This window comes from Candidatus Defluviilinea proxima, assembly GCA_016721115.1.
GTDB lineage: Bacteria > Chloroflexota > Anaerolineae > Anaerolineales > Villigracilaceae > Defluviilinea > Defluviilinea proxima.
In genome coordinates this window covers 3,441,064-3,462,199 of sequence record JADKIW010000001.1, presented here as the reverse complement: position 1 = coordinate 3,462,199, position 21,136 = coordinate 3,441,064, and the positions used below count along the sequence as shown (strand labels likewise).

At 49.2% G+C, this 21,136-nt stretch carries 23 protein-coding genes and 1 pseudogene; 18 read left to right on the top strand and 6 right to left on the bottom strand.

Translation table 11 applies throughout. The features are described 5' to 3' along the window. Positions 1 to 2: 2 nt before the first annotated feature. Genes IPP66_16035 through IPP66_16025 form a run of 3 tightly spaced genes read right to left on the bottom strand, consistent with a single transcriptional unit; the run spans position 3 to position 2,681 of the window. Positions 3 to 1,100, bottom strand: a complete 1,098-nt coding sequence (locus IPP66_16035; protein ID MBK9926783.1) for an acyl-CoA dehydrogenase family protein — start codon at positions 1,098 to 1,100, stop codon at positions 3 to 5. Then, positions 1,087 to 2,124 carry an MBL fold metallo-hydrolase gene (locus IPP66_16030; protein MBK9926782.1) on the bottom strand — a complete coding sequence of 346 codons (1,038 nt, stop codon included), beginning with the start codon at positions 2,122 to 2,124 and terminating at the stop codon, positions 1,087 to 1,089. The genes IPP66_16035 and IPP66_16030 overlap by 14 nt, the downstream gene beginning before the upstream one ends. After that, the gene (locus tag IPP66_16025; GenBank protein MBK9926781.1) at positions 2,121 to 2,681 is read right to left on the bottom strand and encodes a TetR family transcriptional regulator; all 561 of its coding nucleotides are present in this window, start codon (positions 2,679 to 2,681) and stop codon (positions 2,121 to 2,123) included. The genes IPP66_16030 and IPP66_16025 overlap by 4 nt, the downstream gene beginning before the upstream one ends. A 101-nt stretch (positions 2,682 to 2,782) precedes the next feature. On the opposite strand from IPP66_16025, the gene IPP66_16020 reads away from it, so the two are divergent. From IPP66_16020 to IPP66_15990, 7 genes are all read left to right on the top strand, one after another. Further along, positions 2,783 to 3,754 carry an NAD-dependent epimerase/dehydratase family protein gene (locus tag IPP66_16020; GenBank protein ID MBK9926780.1) on the top strand — a complete coding sequence of 324 codons (972 nt, stop codon included), beginning with the start codon at positions 2,783 to 2,785 and terminating at the stop codon, positions 3,752 to 3,754. A gap of 28 nt (positions 3,755 to 3,782) precedes the next feature. Further along, positions 3,783 to 4,247, top strand: coding sequence for a hypothetical protein (locus tag IPP66_16015; GenBank protein ID MBK9926779.1), 465 nt, complete (start codon positions 3,783 to 3,785; stop codon positions 4,245 to 4,247). Between the two features lie 75 nt (positions 4,248 to 4,322). Next, on the top strand, positions 4,323 to 4,736 hold the full coding sequence (locus tag IPP66_16010; GenBank protein MBK9926778.1) for a YtxH domain-containing protein: 414 nt from the start codon (positions 4,323 to 4,325) through the stop codon (positions 4,734 to 4,736). Between the two features lie 72 nt (positions 4,737 to 4,808). After that, positions 4,809 to 5,495 (top strand): methyltransferase domain-containing protein, encoded by a 687-nt coding sequence (locus tag IPP66_16005; GenBank protein ID MBK9926777.1) that lies wholly within the window; start codon positions 4,809 to 4,811, stop codon positions 5,493 to 5,495. Between the two features lie 3 nt (positions 5,496 to 5,498). Then, complete coding sequence (locus IPP66_16000; GenBank protein ID MBK9926776.1) at positions 5,499 to 6,137, top strand: hemolysin III family protein; 639 nt, start codon at positions 5,499 to 5,501, stop codon at positions 6,135 to 6,137. 30 nt (positions 6,138 to 6,167) lie between these two features. Beyond that, the gene (locus IPP66_15995) at positions 6,168 to 6,926 is read left to right on the top strand and encodes a DUF4013 domain-containing protein (protein ID MBK9926775.1); all 759 of its coding nucleotides are present in this window, start codon (positions 6,168 to 6,170) and stop codon (positions 6,924 to 6,926) included. Then, entirely contained in the window at positions 6,923 to 7,210 is a 288-nt protein-coding gene (locus IPP66_15990) for a DUF1330 domain-containing protein (GenBank protein ID MBK9926774.1), read from the top strand. The genes IPP66_15995 and IPP66_15990 overlap by 4 nt, the downstream gene beginning before the upstream one ends. A gap of 54 nt (positions 7,211 to 7,264) precedes the next feature. On the opposite strand, the gene IPP66_15985 is transcribed toward IPP66_15990, so the two are convergent. Beyond that, complete coding sequence (locus IPP66_15985; GenBank protein MBK9926773.1) at positions 7,265 to 9,325, bottom strand: fused MFS/spermidine synthase; 2,061 nt, start codon at positions 9,323 to 9,325, stop codon at positions 7,265 to 7,267. Between the two features lie 43 nt (positions 9,326 to 9,368). Here IPP66_15985 and IPP66_15980 point away from each other — a divergent pair, with 43 nt between their 5' ends. Both IPP66_15980 and IPP66_15975 read left to right on the top strand, forming a co-directional pair. Further along, a complete protein-coding gene (locus IPP66_15980) occupies positions 9,369 to 9,896 on the top strand; it encodes a DUF402 domain-containing protein (GenBank protein ID MBK9926772.1) in 528 nt (175 codons plus the stop codon). 199 nt (positions 9,897 to 10,095) lie between these two features. Next, a complete protein-coding gene (locus IPP66_15975) occupies positions 10,096 to 10,491 on the top strand; it encodes an ankyrin repeat domain-containing protein (GenBank protein ID MBK9926771.1) in 396 nt (131 codons plus the stop codon). A gap of 52 nt (positions 10,492 to 10,543) precedes the next feature. On the opposite strand, the gene IPP66_15970 is transcribed toward IPP66_15975, so the two are convergent. Together IPP66_15970 and IPP66_15965 are read right to left on the bottom strand one after the other, a co-directional pair. Continuing rightward, on the bottom strand, positions 10,544 to 11,521 hold the full coding sequence (locus IPP66_15970) for a hypothetical protein (GenBank protein MBK9926770.1): 978 nt from the start codon (positions 11,519 to 11,521) through the stop codon (positions 10,544 to 10,546). Between the two features lie 18 nt (positions 11,522 to 11,539). Then, positions 11,540 to 12,559, bottom strand: coding sequence for a hypothetical protein (locus IPP66_15965; GenBank protein ID MBK9926769.1), 1,020 nt, complete (start codon positions 12,557 to 12,559; stop codon positions 11,540 to 11,542). A 132-nt stretch (positions 12,560 to 12,691) separates the two neighbouring features. Between IPP66_15965 and IPP66_15960 the strand changes: the two genes are divergently transcribed. From IPP66_15960 to feoB, 9 genes and pseudogenes are all read left to right on the top strand, one after another. Continuing rightward, positions 12,692 to 13,381, top strand: a complete 690-nt coding sequence (locus IPP66_15960; GenBank protein ID MBK9926768.1) for a hypothetical protein — start codon at positions 12,692 to 12,694, stop codon at positions 13,379 to 13,381. A 2-nt stretch (positions 13,382 to 13,383) separates the two neighbouring features. Continuing rightward, on the top strand, positions 13,384 to 14,052 hold the full coding sequence (locus IPP66_15955; protein MBK9926767.1) for a metal-dependent transcriptional regulator: 669 nt from the start codon (positions 13,384 to 13,386) through the stop codon (positions 14,050 to 14,052). A gap of 11 nt (positions 14,053 to 14,063) precedes the next feature. After that, positions 14,064 to 14,411: a hypothetical protein gene (locus IPP66_15950; GenBank protein ID MBK9926766.1), complete on the top strand. Its 348-nt coding sequence runs from the start codon at positions 14,064 to 14,066 to the stop codon at positions 14,409 to 14,411. 2 nt (positions 14,412 to 14,413) lie between these two features. Then, complete coding sequence (locus IPP66_15945) at positions 14,414 to 15,007, top strand: isoprenylcysteine carboxylmethyltransferase family protein (GenBank protein ID MBK9926765.1); 594 nt, start codon at positions 14,414 to 14,416, stop codon at positions 15,005 to 15,007. A 13-nt stretch (positions 15,008 to 15,020) separates the two neighbouring features. Continuing rightward, positions 15,021 to 15,401, top strand: coding sequence for a cytochrome C (locus tag IPP66_15940; protein MBK9926764.1), 381 nt, complete (start codon positions 15,021 to 15,023; stop codon positions 15,399 to 15,401). Positions 15,402 to 15,539: 138 nt separating this feature from the next. Beyond that, positions 15,540 to 16,559, top strand: coding sequence for a multicopper oxidase domain-containing protein (locus IPP66_15935; protein ID MBK9926763.1), 1,020 nt, complete (start codon positions 15,540 to 15,542; stop codon positions 16,557 to 16,559). A 10-nt stretch (positions 16,560 to 16,569) separates the two neighbouring features. Continuing rightward, complete coding sequence (locus tag IPP66_15930; GenBank protein ID MBK9926762.1) at positions 16,570 to 17,763, top strand: metal transporter; 1,194 nt, start codon at positions 16,570 to 16,572, stop codon at positions 17,761 to 17,763. A 16-nt stretch (positions 17,764 to 17,779) separates the two neighbouring features. Next, the gene (locus tag IPP66_15925) at positions 17,780 to 18,793 is read left to right on the top strand and encodes a FeoA domain-containing protein (protein ID MBK9926761.1); all 1,014 of its coding nucleotides are present in this window, start codon (positions 17,780 to 17,782) and stop codon (positions 18,791 to 18,793) included. Then, positions 18,790 to 21,033 (top strand): annotated as a pseudogene (gene feoB, locus IPP66_15920) (ferrous iron transport protein B). The gene IPP66_15925 and the pseudogene feoB overlap by 4 nt, the downstream one beginning before the upstream one ends. The last annotated feature ends 103 nt before the right edge of the window (positions 21,034 to 21,136 follow it).

Below are 21,136 nucleotides of genomic sequence, written 5' to 3'. Positions count from 1 at the left end.
CTTTATATAATCGCCAGCCCAGTAAAGGTGGCAAAACCTCGTCCATTGCGCATCCACATCTCAACGGGATGTTCACGGATGTAACCGTGACCGCCCAATATTTGCACCGCACGGTCAGTGACCATCATCGCCATATCAGCGGCGCCGGTGTACGCGAGATACGCTTCATTCGCGGCATCCTCACGGCCCTGATCAAGTTTCCATGCGGCTTCCCATGTCAACAAACGGCTGGCTTCGATCTCAGTCCGCATTTCGGCAAGCATGAAGGCAATGGCTTGCTTTTGCGCGATCTTCACGCCAAAGGCTTCACGTTCCTTGGCATAGTTCATGCTGTATTCGAATGCCGCATTTGCCACGCCGATCGCGGCTGAAGCGGTAGCAACGCGCATCGAAGCAAGGACCAATTCAAAGTCCATGCCGGAAGCGCCACCGAGTCGATTTACAGCGGGCACTTTGACATTATCCAATTTGACTCGATACATCGGAAGCGCGTTGAGACTCATCAACTTCTCGCGTTCATCGCTGACAGTTAATCCCGCCACATCTTTCGGGACAATAAAGGCCTGCGTCTGCCCATCAAGATTTGCGTACACGATGAGCATCTTCGCATCCTTTGCAAATGGGACAAAAGCCTTCTCTCCATTGAGAATGTATTCATCACTTTTGAGGATTGCGATTGTCTTCAATTCGTTAGGGTCAAAATCAAAAGCATATTCGATGAGAGCCGAAGTGTACGGGGCCCAATCACCTTCGATGACCTTTGGCAGATATTCTTTCTTCTGCTCTTCACTCCCTGCAAGCAAAATTGGCATCGCAAAAAGACTTGGCGTCATCACTGCCAATGTGCCAGCCAGATCGCCAAACGCCATCTCTTCGAGCGCCAACACACCTGTGACGGCACTTCGTTCGCCGAAACCACCATACGCTTCAGGGATGGACGCCTGCAACAAACCAATCTCCCAGCCCTTACTCACAAGCTTCCTTGGCAGTTCGCGGCTTTCTTCGGCATCATGTGCCGCAGTACGCAGATCATTAACCGCGTACTTATTCACCGCATCGATCAACATTTGTTGCTCTTCGGTTGGATCAAACGAGTACATGATTTGTCTCCTTGGGAAGGATTTCGGAATCTGGAATATCTTTCAAGCGGCGGTAACGAGCGGGGTTCCCCTGCTCAAGCTCGTCCACATTGACAACTTCGATCATGCCATGCTCATACAAGTATTCAACATACGCGCCTGTCTTTTCAATGACAAGCAATTGGTTATATCCACTCATTTCGCCGTACACCGCTTTGCACACTTCGGAGATCGTAAGAGGTTCCTGCAAAGCATGGATCGCCTTACTCATACGACGAATAATATTCTGGCGAGTTGCTTCAATTTGAGCATGCAGATCTGTTATGACATCATCGTGTCCATTCAAGATCAGGCGTGCGCCTTTTGCCCATGCTTCAAAACGCGACAACGAATCAAGATAATGATCGAGACCACCATAAGGATTAATAGACTCAGGCGCAATATGCGGCGTGACGCCTTCCACAACCATATCGCCGCAGAAAACAATATCATCCAGTCGCATCGCAACATGACCTGGGCAATGTCCCGGCAAATGGACAATATCCAACGCTGAAAAATTTTCGTCGTACACAAAGTCCACAGGGATGGATTGGTACAAAGCTTTGGTAAAACGGTAAATGTTGACGAGTGAATCAGCTTCTTCTTTAGTGAGACCAGTTTCAGTTAAGAAAGAGGCGAGGCGACGTCCTGTAAGAGCCAGTCTTGCATCATGATGCGCAATGGTTTGCACATCCAGTTCGTGGCATCCAACCTTCGCATCGGTAAGGGGCTTGAGTTTGGTAAGCCCGCCGTAGTGGTCAATATGAGCGTGCGTGAGAAGTATGTGGGTTAGGTCTGAAGGCTGAAGTCCCGCTTGTTTCAAGCCGTTGAGTAGATCTTCGTGGGATGTGTCTGTGCCAGAGCCGGTGTCGATCAGATAATTGCTTCCATTGTTTTGAATAAGATATGCGTGCACCCAAAACTTCGGGAAGGCCTGAAGCGGTATCCGATGAACCTTGGACCCAGCCGAAGTTTCAAACAAGGCGTACGTGGCTTGCGCACTCATTTGAGCAATCCGTTCAGCAACAAGTTCGAGTAATCATCAGCGATCTGCTCGATGGTCTTTTCGCCGTCGGGGCGATACCATGTGATCGTCCAGTTCATAAGACCGAGCAGGGCACGTGCCGTGAGAGGGATATCTTCACAGAGAAACAACTTCGCCTTGACACCTTCAGTAAGGACATCGCGCCAAAGCGATTCAAATTGATCACGAGTGGGAACGTGCCGTGCATGTTGTCTGCGCTCGAGGGCACGATGTTCAAACAAAAGAACGGTCGCAAGGTCAACATTCTCGGCAAGAATCTGCATGTATTCGCGAACCATCAACCGCAATTTCTTATCGGCAGGGGTGTTTTGAGTGGCGATGGAGGAGATTCGGTCAAGCAGAAGTTGCAAGGCTTGATCGAGAATATCGAGCAGTATCTCTTGTTTGGATGCTACATGATGATACAGGCTTGCCTTCTGCAAATTTACTGCTTCGGCAATATCGTTCATGGACGCGCCATGAAAACCTTTCTCACGAAAGATCTGCGCAGCGGCTTCGAGAATGTCTTGTCTGGTCATAGGCGCTCCTACCTACCGAACGGTCGGTTGTGTTATAATAACTGACACATCTTCGACTGTCAAGGCAAATCACGAAAAGAATAAGTTACAGGAGATAACGGATGAAGTACTTCATCACAGGTACCACCGGGTTTGTTGGCGGTGTACTGGCAAAGAAATTACGCGAGCAGGGACATACGGTCCATGCATCGGTGCGAAACATTGAAAAGGCCGATAAACTGAAAGCCATTGGTGTGAAATTATTCAAAGGGGATGTAACGGACAAAGAGTCCATGCGTGAAGCGATGACCGGCGTGGATGGCGTCTATCATGTTGCAGGCTGGTACAAAGTCGGCACACGCGATAAAAGCGGTGGCGAAGCGGTCAACATTCAGGGTACTCGTAATGTGCTTGAGCTGATGCAGGAGTTGAAAATCCCCAAAGGGGTTTATACCAGTACACTGGCGATCAACTCAGACACACACGGCCAACTTGTAGATGAGACTTATCACTTTAATGGTCAACATCTCAGCGAGTACGACCGTTCCAAGGCAGTTGCACACAAGATCGCAGAAGAATTTATTGCAGAAGGGCTCCCCCTCGTTGTCGTCATGCCCGGAGCGATCTATGGTCCCGGTGATACATCCACAATACGGGTTAACATCATTAGTCTTCTAAAGGGGCAACTCCCCATGGTACCGACCCAAACCGAACTGTGCTGGGCTCACGTAGATGATACGGTAGAAGGCCACATCCTTGCGATGGAAAAAGGCAAGATTGGAGAGTCGTATATGATCTGTGGCAAGCCATATAAAGTGGCGGATATGTTCATACTCGCCAGCAAAGTTGCCGGAAAACGTGCGCCGATGGTGGCTCCTCATCAGTTGGTCAAGGCTCTGTCCGTTATAGCAAGTCCCTTCGATAGTTTTCTACCCGAAACATATACATCTGAGGGACTGCGTATCATTGCAGGTGTCACATACATCGGCGACAACAGCAAAGCAAAACGTGAACTTGGCTACGACCCACGTCCAGTAAGCACAGGTTGGCCGGACATAATTCGTCATGAAATGTCCTTACTAGGCATGAATTAAACCTAAACGGCTATGCTATAATAAAATTATGACAACACCGCAATCTGCACCAGAACCCACCCCCACACCATCTTTGACTCCTGAAGAACTCGCCGCGCAACGTGAACAGGAAGCGCAAATGAAACGCACAATGACCGGCGTCGGCATTGGCGCGGTAATTTTACTGATACTGCTTGGAGTATCGATCTACTTCCTGCTTCAACCCGGCACCCCCACCGATAAAATCCGCGATGTCTTCATTATCGTTGTCGTTCTCGAATCGTTGGTCATCGGCGTGGCTTTGATCATACTTGTGGTGCAATTGGCGAGTCTCATCAATCTGTTGCAAAATGAGGTTCGCCCAATCCTCAAGGCCACCACGGATACAGTCAACAACCTGCGTGGCACAGCAGAATTTCTGGGCGAGAATGTTGTAGAACCCGTCATCAAACTCAATGGGTATCTGGCAGGCTTATACCGTATGTTAGAATTGATGGGCGTCAAGAAAAAATAGTTTAATACCCTTGAGGTTTTTAATACCTTGAGGTCTTACAAACAACCAAAGAAATAATAACCACAGGAGGTTACCATGTCTGATCGTGATGAATTTGGAGCATTTCTCGTAGGCTTCATCGTTGGCGGCCTGAGCGGCGCAGTAGTTGCTTTGCTTTTCGCCCCTCAATCTGGTGAAGAAACCCGCGCCCTGATCAAGGATAAATCCATTGAACTGCGCGATAAGGCTCAGGTCTCTGCCGAGGAAGCACTCGCCCGCGCTGAACAAGTTGCGGCCGATGCCCGTGCCCGTGCCGACGAACTTGCCAAAGAGATCCGTGAACGTGGCACTGAAGTTTATAACACAGCCCGCGAACGCGGCACAGAAGTTTACAATACGGCACGCGAACGCGGCCAGGCTGTAGTAGAAGAAGTGCGTGAACGCGGCAAGAGCGCAGTAGAAGCCGTTCGCAAACCCAAGAAATCTGACGAAGAAGCATCTGCCGCCTAAACGGCAATGGATACAGCAAGGGTTTGGTGACGCACCAGCGCCATCAAACCCTTGTTTTTTTGCTTGCACCCCGTGCGCACATTCCTCCGCATCTTTTTTTACTTCCTCTATCACCAATTCGCATTCGCCTACGATCTCGTTGCGGCAGTGGTTTCATTTGGTCACTGGAACAATTGGATATTGGAAGTGCGCCCCTTCATCGAAGGGACTCGAATTCTCGAAATCGGCCATGGCCCTGGACATTTACAACGTGTCCTTCTTAACCGTGGGCTGGTTTCTGTTGCTATAGACGAATCTGCCTCGATGGGTCATCTCGCCAAACGCAACCTGACGAGACTCAACTCTGCATCTTCCATTCAATCATCAGCCCATATATCGCACATCCACCAGCCTGGCTACGCGCAGACAAAATTGACCCGTGGACTTGCTCAACAACTCCCCTTTTGTGACAAGTCCTTTGACACGGTGATCGCAACGTTCCCTGCAGAATACATCGCCGATCCGCTTACATTGTCAGAGGTAAAGAGATGCCTTTCGGACGGAGGCAGGTTTATCGTTCTGCTTGCCGCGATGCCCAAGAATCCATTTTTATCGTGGCTGTTCAAAGTCACAGGGCAGGCATCATCCGAAGCGGAGGAAGTCATTCGCGAAAGCTTGGAAGAACCGTTCATTGAATCTGACCTTGATATTGAAACACAAATGATCGAAAGGCCATCAGGCTCTGTGATCATTATTCTCGCTACAAAGAAAGAGATTTAAATCATGCTCAAAAAACTTCGTGAACCCGTAAACAGCCTTACCCATTGGGTGGGCGCCGCGCTTGCATTAGCAGGCTTGATCGCATTGCTCATTGTTGGTTGGAGCACACCTGCCAAGATCATTTCCTTGACGATCTATGGCATCAGCTTGATCGCCATGTTCTCGGCCAGCGCTACCTATCATATGGTGCGCGTGAAGGACAAGGCACTGGAAATTTTCCGTAAAATAGACCACGCCGCGATCTATTTTCTCATCGCAGGCACTTACACCCCATTCTGTGTGAACGCCTTCGAAGGCTTTTGGAAGTGGGGCATGTTGAGCATCATCTGGTCGTTGGCGTTGATCGGGATCATCGTGAAGGTGTTCTACATCCGTGCGCCACGCTGGTTGAACACAGCAATCTATCTTGCGATGGGATGGTTGTGTGTGGGAGCGGCTGGCCAGATGCTTGCAGTTCTGCCTGTGTGGGTCTTTGGTTGGCTGATCGCAGGTGGAGTGATCTACACTCTCGGCGCGATCGTATACGCCACAAAGATATTCAACTTCGTCCCCGGTGTATTCGGCTTTCATGAGGTGTGGCATATTTTCGTTATGCTTGCGGCCGCCGCACACTTTGTCGCTGTGTTGGGCGTGGCGATATAGTCTCGCATAAAATTTCTCTGGAGGGAAACTATGTTGCTTGGTTTTAGTTTGAACGACCTTTTTCTTTTTCCGCTTCAAGATCGTGAAGCGCGAAAACATCTACTTATCGGAAGCCTGATCTACCTTGCAGGCTTTATTATTCCGATACTTCCCATACTGGTCATTACTGGATATCACGCGATCATCGTCCGTCAAATATTGAACGGTGAGAAACCACATCTCGTAAAATGGGACAACTGGGATGCATTATTAAAAGACGGGTTGCGCATGATGGGCATCAGGTTAGTCTTTGCATTGCCGATCTTTGTTCTAATGTTCCCGTTTTTCATTTCGATGTTTGCGCTCCCTTTTATTGCATCACTTGGAAAAGGCAACGAGAACATCATCTTTATTTTTATACTAATAAGCATCCTAGTATTCATATTGATCACCCCGCTCTCTCTTATCATTGGGATTATTGCCCCGGTTTCCGAAATTCATATGCTGGCTAAAGATGAATTTACTGCGGGCTTTAAAGTCTCAGCATGGTGGCCGATCTTCAAGGCAAATTGGGGAGGCTTTGTTTTAGCGTATGCCATCGTGTATGGAGCCACAATGGTCCTAATGTTTGCGATGCAATTTCTGTTTGTTACAGTCGTGTTGATCTGTCTTGTCCCGTTCTTATTGGCGGGGATATCCATGTACTATACGCTTATCATGTACGTAACATTCGCCCAAGCCTACAAACAAGGGCTCGAAAAAATATATCCAAGCAAAGGCATCGTGGTAAATGAAGGAGGTACATCATGACAGCTTATGTAATTCTTGATATTAAGATCACCAATCCCGAAGGCTACGAAGAGTACAAGAAGCTTGCCCCACCCGCTGTTGCTTTATATGGCGGGAAGTACATTGCCCGCGGTGGTGGGACAGAAGTTCTCGAAGGTGATTGGGAACCTGGCAGGATCGTCGTCTTGCAATTTGAAAGTACTGAGAGAGCAAAAGCTTGGTTGAATTCTCCAGAGTACAGCGAAGCAAAAGCCATGAGACACAAGTACTCTGTTTCCAAAGCGGTTGTAGTTGAAGGGGTTTAATTCCTCACCTTGAGTAGCAAAATCTGTAACGCGGCATGCATGCCGCGTTACTTTTTATTTTAAAATTTGAAATAGATTGCTGTAGTCATCTGTCCACAGCTTGAGATTGGTCGAGTAACCGCTCAAGTCAATCTCATGATCTTGAATGGCAGGGACATTCAACAGCGCAGGGTCGCGTGCGAGCAAAATCCAATGAGAGGCATAGCCACCGTTTGAGTCACCTGCGTAATTAACTCGAACCATATGTAAACCGTAGTGTTGAGCCAGTTGCCAGAAGACGGGTTGCAAATCGAGGTGCAAGTTCGTGATGTGCGCGGCAATGATGCCATCGGGGGCGAGGTGCTCGAGATATAGGGCAAAAGCTTCTTTTGTGACAAGGTGGACGGGGATCGAGTCACTGCTGAAGGTATCCAACGCAAGAACATCGAATTGTTGTGAGCCGTTTTCAGCCAACTCACGCTCAAGAGAAATGCGTGCATCGCCGAGGACCATTGTCACATCGGCTTTGCTATCTTTGATGAAGGAAAAATACCCGCCTCTTCCTTCCGCCAGGTCTGTTACCACAGGATTGATCTCATACAAGCGATAGACATCACCCGGCTGGCCGTAACTCGCCAATGTCCCTGCGCCGACTCCCAACATGCCCACGCGCAGTCCCTGTCCGTAACGCGGATGATTCAGAATTGCGAGTCCCGCCCCCCCATCTTTGACGTAATAGGTCGTTGGCAGATCACGTTCTTCAGGTGAAATGAATTCCAGTCCGTGGACAGTAATTCCGTGCGCCATGAGATACGCTGGCCGATGCGGGTTACCAACCAAGTCTTGCCGCACACGGATCACACCGTAGAAGTTCCGTTTGGAGTAGAGCGAGCCTGAGAAGTATGTTCCCACTACAACCAGCATAACTGTCACCAAGCCGAATACAAAGAAGACAAATCTTGCACGTTCGTTGACTGCACGGTTGCCACGCAGAACCGTCAACACTATCGCAATCGTCATTGCCAAACCGACGAAGAACTCCCAATAGCCATTGAAGATGACAGGCGCAACCAGGCTGACGAAGAGTCCGCCAAGCGCGCCACCGATGGAAACCATGAGATAGAAACTGGTGAGATGGTCCGCTTCGGGGCGAAGGAGATAGAGTTCGCCGTGACAAAGCATACATGCAGTAAAAAGCAACAAGCAATAGGCGAGTATCTGCCAATAGACATGTAAACGAGTTGAGTTGAGCAGGACAAACAATGTCGCTACTGTGGCGACGATAAAGAGAGCAGAATAAAGTTTGCGGTTATAGCCACGTTCGCCTGAGAATGTCAGAATGAAGGACACAAGGTAAAGCGCAAGCGGAAGAATCCACAAGAACGGAATGACTGCAACTTCTTGTGAAATTTGATTCGTCACTGACAACAAGAATAAAGATGCGGTCGCGCTCAACGCGATCCATAGGGAGAATAAAGATAGAGATGGGCGCTCGCTTGTTCGGACGGAAGCAGTTGTCGTTGGGGAGAGAGGCGAAGCGCGTTCGTTTTGGATCGCGATCCAGCCTGCGAAAAATCCAAACAACACGAAACCGATCGACCACATCCATCCCTGATATTGCAAGGATAAATTTGGCTCAACCAAAATAGGATAGGCAAGCAAGCCGAGGAGCGACCCAACGTTGGATAAGGAGTACAGTTTTGCGTAAGACTGTTCGGGGAAAACACGGCTGAACCATGCCTGCATGAGCGGGCTGTTTGATGCGAGGAGGAAGTAGGGTAGGCCTACCGAGACAATCAGTAATTTGAAAATATCCAGGATCGGCGTATCCACATTCTGCGGCTTCCAACTGGCATCGGGCGTGATGGGTGATTTCCAAACAAACGAAAGAAAGACCACAAGAATGGTTGCCAGCGCGATCAGTGAAACATGAATGACCGTTTGTTTTTTTGCGCGCCCCATGAGCCAATAGGCATATGCATACCCGCCCATGAGCAGGACTTGAAAAAACAACATGACCGTTGACCAGACTGCAGGTGTACCGCCGAACCATGGCAATATGAATTTGCCGATCATCGGCTGGATCTGGAAAAGAAGAAAAGCAGAAAGAAAAATGCTGACGGCAAAGATGATCATGATGAGGTTCCTTGCGCATCATTGTACATGATGGAAAGAATTCATGTACAATCAAAACCATATGAAGACCGTTACCATTCACCACATCCGCCCAGGGAAGAAAACTCAAATCTTCACAGAAAGGTTTGTCTCAGACGATCAATATGGTCTTACGACATTGACGATTCTTTCCGAGACCGATTCCAAATCCATGAGCGAGCGGCTTTTCTCTCAAGGGTTTATCAAAGCGAGCGACATAGTTCACTCTGTGGCAAAATATTATTCCTACAGTGAGTATTTCAACCTGCTGGTATTCGGCGATCCCGCTGGCGAAGCGATTGGATATTATTCAGATATGGCCATGCCCCTCCGCAAAGTGGATGATGGATATGAGATTGTCGACCTGTTCCTTGATATCTGGTTCAAACCTGATGGTACACTGCTCGAATTGGATTTCGATGAATTTCAAGACGCGATCACGAAAGGTCTCATCACAAAAGAACAACAGGAATTTGCTCTGATGGCTTTTGAACGATTAAAGGATGAAGCAAAGCAAGGCATTTACCCTCAACACTATATTCGAAAGGGATAATTACATGAAGCAAAATATAAGGAAGGCATCAGGGGTATTTCTCATTCTCGGGATTGTGTTTCTTGTCGTTGGTATTAGCACAAACAACACGGCTTTTTCGTGGGCGGCGGTTGCATTTGTTGTCCTCTCGCTTCTGCTGGGTGGACGTTGGATGCGGCCCAGGAAAAGATAAAACACGTTTATAGGTACAGGAGAAGATATGGATACAAAACCCGCTTTAGATGCAACTCTCGTTCAGGAATTTGTCGGCAATGCGCATGGAAACCTTGATCGCGTCAAGGAATTGATTGCGCAGGAACCCGGGTTAGTCAACGCCACATGGGATTGGGGTGGCGGAGATTTTGAAACTGCGCTCGGCGCTGCCTCACACATGGGCAGAAAAGACATCGCCAACTTCCTGCTTGAACACGGTGCACGGCTCGATGTCTTTGCAGCTGCCATGCTAGGGAACCTAGAAATCGTCAAAGCTGTGCTTGAAGCATACCCCGATGCAATAAAAACACCGGGGCCACATGGTATCCCATTGATCACACACGCAGAAGCAGGCGGTGAAGATGCAAAAACTGTGCTGGAGTTTCTCTCAACAAGGAGATAATGTGTTCAACGCAAGTCTTGCACAGACATTCTAAAGAAACGGTTCGTGGAAATTAAGCCGCCTTGGCACGCATCTTTTGCCTGATCAATGCAGAACGAAAGATGCGGTCGAAGAATCCCTTGTAACCATCCTTGTCATAGAGAATCATATAATCAGCAGGGCCATATTCTTCAGGCTTGAGCATAATGGCAGGGTTTGAGTTGATCTCCAAAATGAACAATTCGCCTTGTTCATTCATACGCACATCACAACGACCATACCCAACGATGCCCATTGCCTTGAACATGCGGATGGCAATATCCTGCAATCTGGGTATCAACTCTTCATCTGTAACTCGCTTGAAGCTAAACGGCAAAGAAGCATCCCATTTAACAACTGTATGCCAAAATTCCTCGCCTGGAGGAAAGCTCAACTCTGTCGGCGGGTACGCAACTGGACTCGAAAAATCGTCGGGGTTGTCCACGACTAGGACGTTGTACTCTTTGCCAACAATGAATTCTTCCATGCGGGCGGCGCCATATGTCTTGCAAATGCGCTCCACTTGCATAAGCACTTCAGCCAGCGAATTACAACGAGACTCCTTTATCATCCCAGTGCTTCCATAGCTCTGTGGGTGTTTGACCATGATCGGGTAGCGCAGAGTCTTCACCAATTGCTCTGCTTCTTCCACTGAACGGACTCGATAGCCCTTCGCAAACCCAACCCCATTCGCATCAGCGGCGGCTTGCATCTCTTCACGTGTGGGGTCAAATAACTTTGAATCTGCACCCGTGAACGGCAAATTCAATTCTTCAAGACCTTTGACGACTTCGATGCCTTCATACGCATTTTGATCGTCTGCATCTTCATCGTCCATTTCATACCCTTCACAGACATTAAGATACACATCAAATTCGTTTCGCTCTTTCAACGACTTCAACACATCCATTACCGGAGCCCGCACAGTGACGAACTCATAGTCAAAATCTTTCAGGTAAGGCGATACATCAAAATCCTGTATTTCTTCATCAGACAAAACACAAACACGCATCTCTGCCTCCGAGGTAAATTATTTTTCCGAACGGGTTCTTTCCCGCTGACGAATTATGGCCGAACGAAAGATCCGATCTAAAAAACCTTCGTGACCTTCCGGGTCATATTCCATCATGATATCGGCCGGGCCAAGGTCTTCGGGCTTGTACAAGATTCCATTATTGGGGTTGATCTCGATCATGAACAATTCACCTGCCTTGTTCATACGGATGTCGCAACGCGCGTACCCAATTCCATTCATCGCAACATACAACCTGCGCGACATATCTTTCAATCGATCTGCCAACGCCGCATCCTTCACTTTCTTCAAATAAACATATTCCTTCCACTTTACCTGCGAATGCAAAAAGCTTTCACCATCAGGAATTGTCAATTCAGCAGGCGGATACACAAACGGACTGGCAAGGTCATCGGGGTTATCAACAACAAACACTGTAAACTCTCGCCCATCAACGAACTCTTCTACGCGCGCACTTCCAAAACGATTACAAATACGCCTGACCTGTTGCTTCAATTCCTGCACATTTTCCACGCGGGACTTCCGAGTCATGCCTGTGCTCCCGTAACTGTTGGGATGCTTCACCATGAGCGGATATTGCAAACCATCCGTCAGCGCTTCCACCTCAGCGACATCTGGTACGTTGACCCCTTGAACGAATCCAATCTGATTCTTTTTCGCAATGGCCTGCATCGTCTCACGCGTAGGATCATAGAACTTACTGTCAGACCCTGTGAAGGGAAGATTTAACTTTTCAAGAGCTTTCACAACATCCAACCCAGAGTAATCGGGAGGCTCTTCACCTTCGCACAGATTCAAATACACATCAAAATCGTTCTGCTCCTTTAAAGAACGTAGACGTTCCATCACAGGCGACGTCATAACGACGACCGTCCATGTGCAGCCATTCATGTAATAGCCAGGGTCAAAGGTTTCATATCCATCGTCCATCAGAATACAGACACGTAATCTCACTTCAGGTTTGGACATGTCGTTGATTATTACACAATCCTCCATCATGACAATATTTTTGAACATTAAAAGTTTACTGATTCCTTGCATGGCAGGCTCAGCCACGCATGAGAATAAACAAAGCCTATCTATTGACAAATCCCTACACATCGCCTAAAATTTAGGCATACCTAAATTTTATTTTAAAAGGCAATAACTATGGATTACACATCACTGAAAATCATTGGAATCCTTGCGTTTCTAGGCGCATTCCTTTACGCCATTGGCGATGTGCTTTTACTCGCGAGCAAAGCAAACCTTGATGAGTATCCCAAGTTGAAACCTTTCTCTAAGCTGCTCTCTGACTCTGAAAAGATGGTTGTACTCTCCCCTAACCGCATGATGTGGGGCGCACTCATCGGCGTCTTTTCTACGCCATTGGTATTATTGGGATTTTGGCAGGTGTATCAAGGCTTGGGCGGAGGAAAGGATTGGGCGGCGCTGGCAACCTTCGGCTTGTTCGGAAGCGCCTCCGTCATCGGCGCATTCGTGCATGGATCGTTCTTTTATCTGGGCGAATACATCCAAGCGCTGAACAAAGTCGAAGAAAAATCGCAGGTTGTTATCACGGCCATGATCGAACGTCACAAAAAGGTCATGCTCATCACCTATGGACCGCTTCTACTCTTCATTGTCATTGCTTCGGTCATGTTCTCGATTTTGGTTTGGTTGGGTAAAACAAACTTCCCAATCTGGATGTCTGCGATCAACCCCGTCACAATGACCATTACATGGATGCTGGCCAAGCGCATTCTTCCCCAATTCGTCCGGGATTGGACCGAAGGCGCGGGCTTCAACATTGCTTATATGGCGTTCTTCGCCTGCACGACGATATCACTATGGAAATAACAATGAAACAAACACTCACTGTCTCCATTCAAGATTATCTGAAGACCATCTATGAATTAACCGAAAGCGGAGAGAGCGCCAGCACAAACGCGCTTGCACAAAAATTGAAGGTCAGCGCCCCATCGGTAACAGGCATGATCCAAAAGCTTGCATCATCCAAGCCTGCACTGGTCGAGTACCAAAAACACCAAGGCGCAACACTGACCAAAGATGGCAGGCGTGCGGCACTCGAAGTAATTCGTCATCACCGCCTGCTCGAAGCCTGGCTCGTGCAAACGCTGGGCTATTCATGGGATGAGGTCCATGAAGAGGCAGAACGACTCGAACACGTTATCTCAGAGGATTTCGAGAGGCGTATCGCCGCGGCAATGGGCCACCCCACCCGCGACCCACACGGTGAACTTATTCCCACAGCAGAGCTAGTAATGCCTGAAGATACATCAGCGCCGCTTTCATCACTTCGCCCAAATCAAACAGGCACCGTGCTATGCGTTAAAGCCGCAGATACTGAATTACTTCGTCATCTAGAGAGCCTTGGCTTAGTCCCCGATGCGGAGATCGAAGTAAAGGAATACTCTCCCTTCGACCATAATCTAACGGTAAAGATCGGCCGAAAGACAACGGTTCTTGGATTGAACATCACAAACAAAGTTTTTGTTGAGGAAAGTTAGCTAGCGTAAGCATGTTCAAGCACCTAATGATTCTTTCCTCCCTACCGCCGATCAGCCTCACCGAGATTTTTGTTGTGTTGGCAGTCGCGAGCGTGGCATATTTCATTGTATTCAATAATTTTGAAAAACACCTGCCCGCCAAAAGAAGAATAACAAAACTTTTCGTAGTGGTAGGTATGCTGGCAGTTTTAGGCATTTTGTTCGGCAGGTATATTTTTTGGGGCGTCATAGCCTTGATGACCACGGGACAAATTTATCTTCATGGCGTGTATTTTCCAAAACATGGAATCAACGGCTTGACAGCCGAACCGCACGAGGAATATTTAGAAGTAATCGCAAAGATGAAAGGTAACAAGTAAATATGAACGAAAACATTTTCCGCATTTTAGCCGCCCTGATCCTTTTTACAGGTATGGGCATCTCCATCTACTTCCGCACCAAAGCGGACAGAGAGTCTGGAGAAAAACTTTCCCGCAAAGCAGACGGCACCATCATGATGACGATCATTCGCATCGGTGGGCTTATTCTTTGGCTCAGCCCATTTGTGTATCTCATCAACCCAGCATGGATGGCGTGGTCAAAGCTCGGCTTGCCAGATTGGGTACGCTGGCTTGGTGTCGGCATCGGGATCGTGAACACATTTGGCATTTACTGGTTATTCAGCAGTATCGGCACAGGCATCACCCCCGTCAGCGCCACACGCAAAGAGCACAAACTCGTCACAAACGGAATTTACAAATACATCCGTCACCCGCTTTACACCTTTGGCTCATCCATGTTCATTGCCTTTGGCATGATGGCAGATAGTTGGTTCGTCGCTGCGCTGGGCATCCTCACGTTCATTCTCATGGCGATCCGCACACCAAAGGAAGAAGCCAATCTCATCGCTAAATTCGGCGATGAATACCGTGAATACATGAAGCGGACAGGCAGATTCCTGCCTAAAGTGTTTTAGAGGTTTTGATCATATGAAGAAACAATTCATTCTCCTAGCCATTGCTGTGGTCGTTGTTTCCGCATTTGTCGTTTTTCGCTCCGGCCCGACGAATGCCGCCCCATCAGTAAAAACAGAAGTCAGCTACGCAAAGGATGTGCAACCCATCCTTGAAAGCCGCTGTGGGAAGTGCCACATGGGCGAGTTCGTGAGCGAAGGCCTGCACATGGACACGTACGAGTCGCTGATGGAAGGCTCCGACCATGGACCAGTCATCGTCCCAGGTGATGCGGGCAAAAGTCTTCTTGTTCAAAAACTCGCCAAAGGCGAAATGCCCAAGCGTGGACCGAAACTCACGCCCGCACAGATCCAGATCATCACAGACTGGATCGAAGCTGGAGCATTGAATAACTAAACACTATAGGTGACAGTCACTTTGAAAGAGACTGTCACCTATCTTTACAAAGACTCAAATCACGTTTATTGGAGATGAGAGATTATGAATAACAAAATATCCAGAAGAGATTTTCTCAAAGTAGGCGGACTCGCCGCAATGCTTGGCACAACTGGCGTGGTTGCCTTTGACCAAACAAAAGGTAAAGGTCCGACACAAACCAGCGATCACAGTCATAACGCACAGGATGACAATCCACCCAAACAACATGTGATGCAACAAGGTGACCACGGCGACCTGCCAGGAACCGTCGGCGAAGTGGATCATGAAGCGAATGGCTTCAACCCCACAGACGTTCTGACCGATTTCGATTACGGCGAAGTCTCCACGTTGCCCAACGGACAAACCCTGCGTGAGTACAACGTCGTCGCCATCAACAAGAGCATCGAAGTCCTGCCAGGGCTCGAATTCCCTGCATGGACGTACAACGGGCGCATCCCAGGTCCCACCTTTCGAGCCACCGAAGGCGACCGTATTCGCATTCACTTCACCAATGGAAGCGAGCACCCTCATTCCATGCACTTCCACGGTTTTCACCCCTCCGAGATGGACGGCGTACCAGGCACGGGTCCAGGCGGACTCGTCGAACCAGGAGCCAGCTTCACGTATGAGTTCGATGCGGATCCGTTCGGTCTGCATCTTTATCACTGTCACGTTTTCCCGTTGGCACGTCACATCGCAAAAGGACTTTACGGCACATTCATCGTGGACCCCAAAGGCGGGCGTCCCAAAGTGGATCACGAAATGGTCATGGTGCAACACGGGCTTGATGTGGACTTCGATGATGCCAATGATTTTTATGCGGTCAACGGCATTCCCTTCCACTATCAGAATCATCCCATTCAATTCCGTGTCGGCGAGACCGTCCGCATCTATCTTGTCAACATTCTTGAGTTTGATCTTCTCAACTCGTTCCACCTGCACGCCAGCTTCTTTCACTACTACCCCACTGGCACAAGCCTCACGCCCGCCGAATTTACCGACACAATCATTCAAGGGCAAGCACAGCGTGGCATCCTTGAATTCAGTTACAAACATCCAGGCATGTACATGTTCCATGCGCACGTGACCGAATTTGCCGAACTCGGATGGATGGGCATGTTCGAGGTATTACCTTAGAGGTGACATTATGACTCAATCAAATTCTCAACCGACGACAAACCGCTTCACCTTTCGGACCTTCATCCTGCTTCTCATCCCAATCATTCTCCTCGCTGGAGTGATTGCCCTCTTCCTCACCACAGGCGGAGGCTTGGATCTCGAATCCCCCGCTCCCGTCGAAGACCTTGATGTGGAACGCTATCATCTCGAACCCAACTCAGTCGAACTCTACGTCCGCAACACGGGACCCGACGAACTGACCATCGCCGCCGTCATCATCAACGACTCGGTCATGCCGTTCAAGGTTGACCCCAGTCCGACCATCCCTCGCCTCGGACGTGCAACGATCCAAGTCAACTACGCATGGTCATATGCCGAAGCCTATGGCATCAAGATCATGACGAACAATGCAGTCGCATTTGAAACCGACATCCCCGTTGCCTTTCCAACACCCGAACCTTCCAGTGCTACATTCTGGGGCTTCACGTTGATCGGTTTATATGTCGGTGTCATCCCCGTCTTCCTCGGCATCTTCTGGTTCCCCGCCTTGCGTCAAATGGGACGTCGCACAATGACCTTCCTCATGGCGGCGACAGCTGGCTTGCTCGTCTTTCTCGGCTTGGATACACTCGCTGAAGCCCTTGAATTTGCCGCAGAAGTACCAGCATCTTTTCAAGGCATCGGCTTGATCGGCATCGGTGCAGTCGCAACTTTCCTTTTGCTCGAAGCGATATCGAATTCACAAGTCAACGCATCGGGCGACGAATCACAAAGAAGATTATCCGTTGCGTTCATCATCGCCGTTGGCATTGGCTTCCATAACCTTGGCGAAGGTCTCGCCATTGGTGCGGCATACAACGTCGGTGAGATTGCACTCGGAACATTTCTTGTTGTCGGCTTCATCATCCAAAACATCACCGAAGGTCTCGGCATCATCGCACCCGTGTTACGAGATAGACCCACCATCGGCAGACTCGCCATCATGGGTCTCATTGGTGGAGGTCCCGCCATTCTCGGCGCATGGATCGGCGGTTTCACACCGTCACCGTTCCTTGCAGTGTTATTCCTTGCCATCGGCGCAGGCGCCATCTTCCAGGTCATCTACGAGATCGCCAAACTCATTCAAAAAGACACTGCCCGCGAAGCCATGCCCATGACCGTCTTTAGCGGCGTCCTCACCGGTATGATGTTACTTTGGGTAACAGGTCTGCTCATCAAATAATTTTTGGAGGCAACATATGAATTCATGGGGTTGGACATTGATACTTCTCATCGTGGCGGTGTTCATTCCCCGCTACGGTCTTCTCGCGCTTTACAAGGACTGGCGAAGCGCCAAAGAACGCGAGCAGTTGGAAGATGCCCTCAAGCACTTGCTTGACCGCGAACAGCAGGGCCGTCACGCTTCGCCCGAATCCATTGCTGGGACCTTGAATCTGTCTCGCACAAAAGTGACTCGTCTCGTCTCTGACATGGAATCACAGGGACTACTCGAAACGCGCGGTACACAACTCCACTTAACGGCAGAAGGCGAACGTTGGGCCATGCACGTTGTACGCGCACACCGGTTGTGGGAACGCTATCTGGTAGACGAGGCACGCATGCCGTTAAGCCAGATCCACGATGTGGCACAAAAGCGCGAGCACTCGCTCACCAAAGCACAACTTGATGAGCTTGATGCCGCGTTAGGTCACCCACTGCTTGACCCACACGGAGACCCCATCCCTACCCGTGATGGGAAAATGCCAACAGTAGAGAATATGCCAATTACGGCGTGGCAGGCTGATGGTCCGGCAAGAATCGTACACATTGAGGATGAACCGGCTATCGCGTATGAACAAATCCTTGCGGCCGGGCTCCGTCTCGGACAGATCATCCGCATTATAGAAAAGACCCCACAACGAGTTGTGTTAAGCGATGGCGAAACGGAATATCGCCTTGCACCCACTGTTGCGGCCAACATCAGCGTTGCGCCATTGCCTGAAATGGAAAAAGCGATCGCAAGTGCCGTGTCGCTGGCCGATCTTGTGAACGATCAACAAGCGGAGATCGTAATGCTCGACGATGCTGTGCAGGGATTCACCCGCCGCCGATTTCTGGATCTGGGCCTTACGCCCGGAACATTAATCTACCCTGAACTTGGAAACTTCTTCGGTGACCCACGTGCTTATCGTGTACGTGGAACGTTGATCGCATTACGCAAAGACCAGGCATCACAGATCTGGGTGAAGCCGGTATACGCAGAGGAAAAATGACAGACAAAAAAATAAATTTACCCACTGAACATTGTGAAGAGTGCCCCGCTTTTTATAACCTTGAGCAAATGGGATTCAAGATCGGAAACTTCGACCGCGTGGTTGCACTCGCGGGCAACCCGAACACCGGCAAGTCTACGCTTTTCAACACCTTGACGGGCCTCAAACAACACACCGGCAATTGGCCCGGCAAAACCGTCACACGTGCAGAAGGCGGATATCAATTTAATAATGTACGTTACAAGCTTGTTGACCTACCCGGCACCTATTCGTTACTTTCTGCTTCACAAGATGAGGAAGTGGCACGCGATTTCATTTTATTTGGACAGCCCGATTGCACGATCGTAGTCACCGATGCAACAGCGCTTGAGAGAAATCTAAATCTGGTGATGCAAGTCATGGAGATCACAACACATGTGGTCGTTGCGCTCAACCTCATGGATGAAGCTAAACGAAAAGGGCTCGAAGTGGATGCACGCTCACTGAGCCGCGATCTGGGAATACCTGCTATACCAATCACAGCACGCTCCGGTGACGGAGTCCACACGTTGCTGGCCACAGTGGCAGATGTGATCAGTGGCGATATACAAACAAAACCCTTACGAGTGGAAGGCACACCGGAATTTCAAAAAGCCGTCAAAGAACTTGTTCCCATGATCGAACGAATAGCGCCCGGCGTCCCCAATGCGCGCTGGCTGGCAATCCGCTTGCTGGATGGCGACGCAAAGGTACAACAAGCATTGATGTCCGGTGAACTTACACAGCGCATGGAACAGCAACAAAAGGCGGATGTGCAATTCAGCAAAAAGATGTCGGTTGAAGGAAGGCAATAGAATATGGCACAAGAAACTTTAAATCCGAATGATGTATTAGCAAAAGCTGAGGCCTTACGCGGAAGTCTTTCATCAGGCTTTCGCGATGAAATTGTCAAATCTCTGTATAGCGAAGCAGAAGCCATTGCCAGACGTGCCGTGAAATCGGCAAAAGAAAAAAAGTACGATCTCGATCAAAAGATCGACCGTCTCGTCACATCTCCCATTGTCGGCCTGCCCATCATGTTGATCCTTTTAGCGATCATCATCTGGCTCACCGTCTCTGGTGCAAATGTAGCTTCGGCGGCCATCGCTGATCTACTCTTCGGCATCGGTGATTGGGGGCGCGCACTTTTCGTCAGTTGGAATGTGCCTTGGTGGATCACAGGTTTCATTTGGGATGGTATTTACCTCGGCCTTGCCTGGGTTATCAGCGTCATGCTCCCACCTATGGCGATCTTCTTCCCTGCATTCACATTCATGGAAGATCTCGGATATTTGCCACGCGTTGCGTTCAATCTCGATTGGTTGTTCAAAAAAGCTGGCGCGCACGGGAAACAATCTCTGACTATGGCAATGGGCTTCGGATGTAATGCGGCTGGTGTTGTAGCGACACGCGTCATCGACTCGCCGCGCGAGCGACTGATCGCCATTCTTACGAATAACTTTGTGCCCTGCAACGGCCGCTTCCCGACTTTAATTATGCTTGCTACTGTTTTCGTAGGCGCTCGCTTCTCCCCAGCCTTGACCTCTTTTGTCGCCGCGGGGACAGTTGTCGGCGTGGTCTTGATCGGTGTTGGGTTCACGTTCTTCATGTCGTGGTTATTATCCAAGACCATTCTCAAAGGTGAAGCATCCGCTTTCACGCTTGAACTACCTCCCTATCGCAGACCAAATTTCACACGCATCCTGTATACATCCCTGATCGACCGCACGATCTTCGTCCTTTGGCGCGCTATGCAAACCGCCGCTCCAGCCGGTGCGATCATCTGGATACTAGCCAATATCACAGTCGGTGATTCCAATCTGGCGCGTACTATTTCCGATTGGTTGAATCCGTTTGGCATATTGCTTGGGCTGGATGGTGTAATCCTTTTAGCCTATATCATCGCCATCCCCGCCAACGAGATCGTTGTCCCAACCATGATGATGGTCTATCTCGGCGCAGGCATGATGGTCAATGGACCGGGAAGCACATCTGGCATCTACGACCTACTCGTCGTACAAAACGGCTGGACAATGCTCACCGCGGTCAACCTGATGTTGTTCGCTTTACTCCATAATCCATGTGCAACAACCATCATCACGATCTATAAAGAAACGAAAAGCTATAAATGGGCTACAGTCAGTGTAGTGATCACGCTCGGAGTGGCATTCCTTGTCACATTTGCGACAGCCAGTATTGCAAGGCTATTAGGCTGGGGATAAACCAAAAAGGAGGCTTTTGTCAGTTTGGCAAAAGCCTCCTTTTTATTAACGTTATCAGGCTCATTACAGTTTTGTCCGTAGATGGTTTTTGACAAGCGGGTAA

Excerpts from the sequence above, each read along its gene's own strand:
- IPP66_16035 (MBK9926783.1), bottom strand. The coding sequence starts at position 1,100 with ATGTACTCGTTTGATCCAACCGAAGAGCAACAAATGTTGATCGATGCG.
- IPP66_16030 (MBK9926782.1), bottom strand. The coding sequence starts at position 2,124 with ATGAGTGCGCAAGCCACGTACGCCTTGTTTGAAACTTCGGCTGGGTCC.
- IPP66_16025 (MBK9926781.1), bottom strand. The coding sequence starts at position 2,681 with ATGACCAGACAAGACATTCTCGAAGCCGCTGCGCAGATCTTTCGTGAG.
- IPP66_16020 (MBK9926780.1), top strand. The coding sequence starts at position 2,783 with ATGAAGTACTTCATCACAGGTACCACCGGGTTTGTTGGCGGTGTACTG.
- IPP66_16015 (MBK9926779.1), top strand. The coding sequence starts at position 3,783 with ATGACAACACCGCAATCTGCACCAGAACCCACCCCCACACCATCTTTG.
- IPP66_16010 (MBK9926778.1), top strand. The coding sequence starts at position 4,323 with ATGTCTGATCGTGATGAATTTGGAGCATTTCTCGTAGGCTTCATCGTT.
- IPP66_16000 (MBK9926776.1), top strand. The coding sequence starts at position 5,499 with ATGCTCAAAAAACTTCGTGAACCCGTAAACAGCCTTACCCATTGGGTG.
- IPP66_15995 (MBK9926775.1), top strand. The coding sequence starts at position 6,168 with ATGTTGCTTGGTTTTAGTTTGAACGACCTTTTTCTTTTTCCGCTTCAA.
- IPP66_15990 (MBK9926774.1), top strand. The coding sequence starts at position 6,923 with ATGACAGCTTATGTAATTCTTGATATTAAGATCACCAATCCCGAAGGC.
- IPP66_15985 (MBK9926773.1), bottom strand. The coding sequence starts at position 9,325 with ATGATCATCTTTGCCGTCAGCATTTTTCTTTCTGCTTTTCTTCTTTTC.
- IPP66_15980 (MBK9926772.1), top strand. The coding sequence starts at position 9,369 with ATGTACAATCAAAACCATATGAAGACCGTTACCATTCACCACATCCGC.
- IPP66_15975 (MBK9926771.1), top strand. The coding sequence starts at position 10,096 with ATGGATACAAAACCCGCTTTAGATGCAACTCTCGTTCAGGAATTTGTC.
- IPP66_15970 (MBK9926770.1), bottom strand. The coding sequence starts at position 11,521 with ATGCGTGTTTGTGTTTTGTCTGATGAAGAAATACAGGATTTTGATGTA.
- IPP66_15965 (MBK9926769.1), bottom strand. The coding sequence starts at position 12,559 with ATGTTCAAAAATATTGTCATGATGGAGGATTGTGTAATAATCAACGAC.
- IPP66_15960 (MBK9926768.1), top strand. The coding sequence starts at position 12,692 with ATGGATTACACATCACTGAAAATCATTGGAATCCTTGCGTTTCTAGGC.
- IPP66_15955 (MBK9926767.1), top strand. The coding sequence starts at position 13,384 with ATGAAACAAACACTCACTGTCTCCATTCAAGATTATCTGAAGACCATC.
- IPP66_15950 (MBK9926766.1), top strand. The coding sequence starts at position 14,064 with ATGTTCAAGCACCTAATGATTCTTTCCTCCCTACCGCCGATCAGCCTC.
- IPP66_15945 (MBK9926765.1), top strand. The coding sequence starts at position 14,414 with ATGAACGAAAACATTTTCCGCATTTTAGCCGCCCTGATCCTTTTTACA.
- IPP66_15940 (MBK9926764.1), top strand. The coding sequence starts at position 15,021 with ATGAAGAAACAATTCATTCTCCTAGCCATTGCTGTGGTCGTTGTTTCC.
- IPP66_15935 (MBK9926763.1), top strand. The coding sequence starts at position 15,540 with ATGCTTGGCACAACTGGCGTGGTTGCCTTTGACCAAACAAAAGGTAAA.
- IPP66_15930 (MBK9926762.1), top strand. The coding sequence starts at position 16,570 with ATGACTCAATCAAATTCTCAACCGACGACAAACCGCTTCACCTTTCGG.
- IPP66_15925 (MBK9926761.1), top strand. The coding sequence starts at position 17,780 with ATGAATTCATGGGGTTGGACATTGATACTTCTCATCGTGGCGGTGTTC.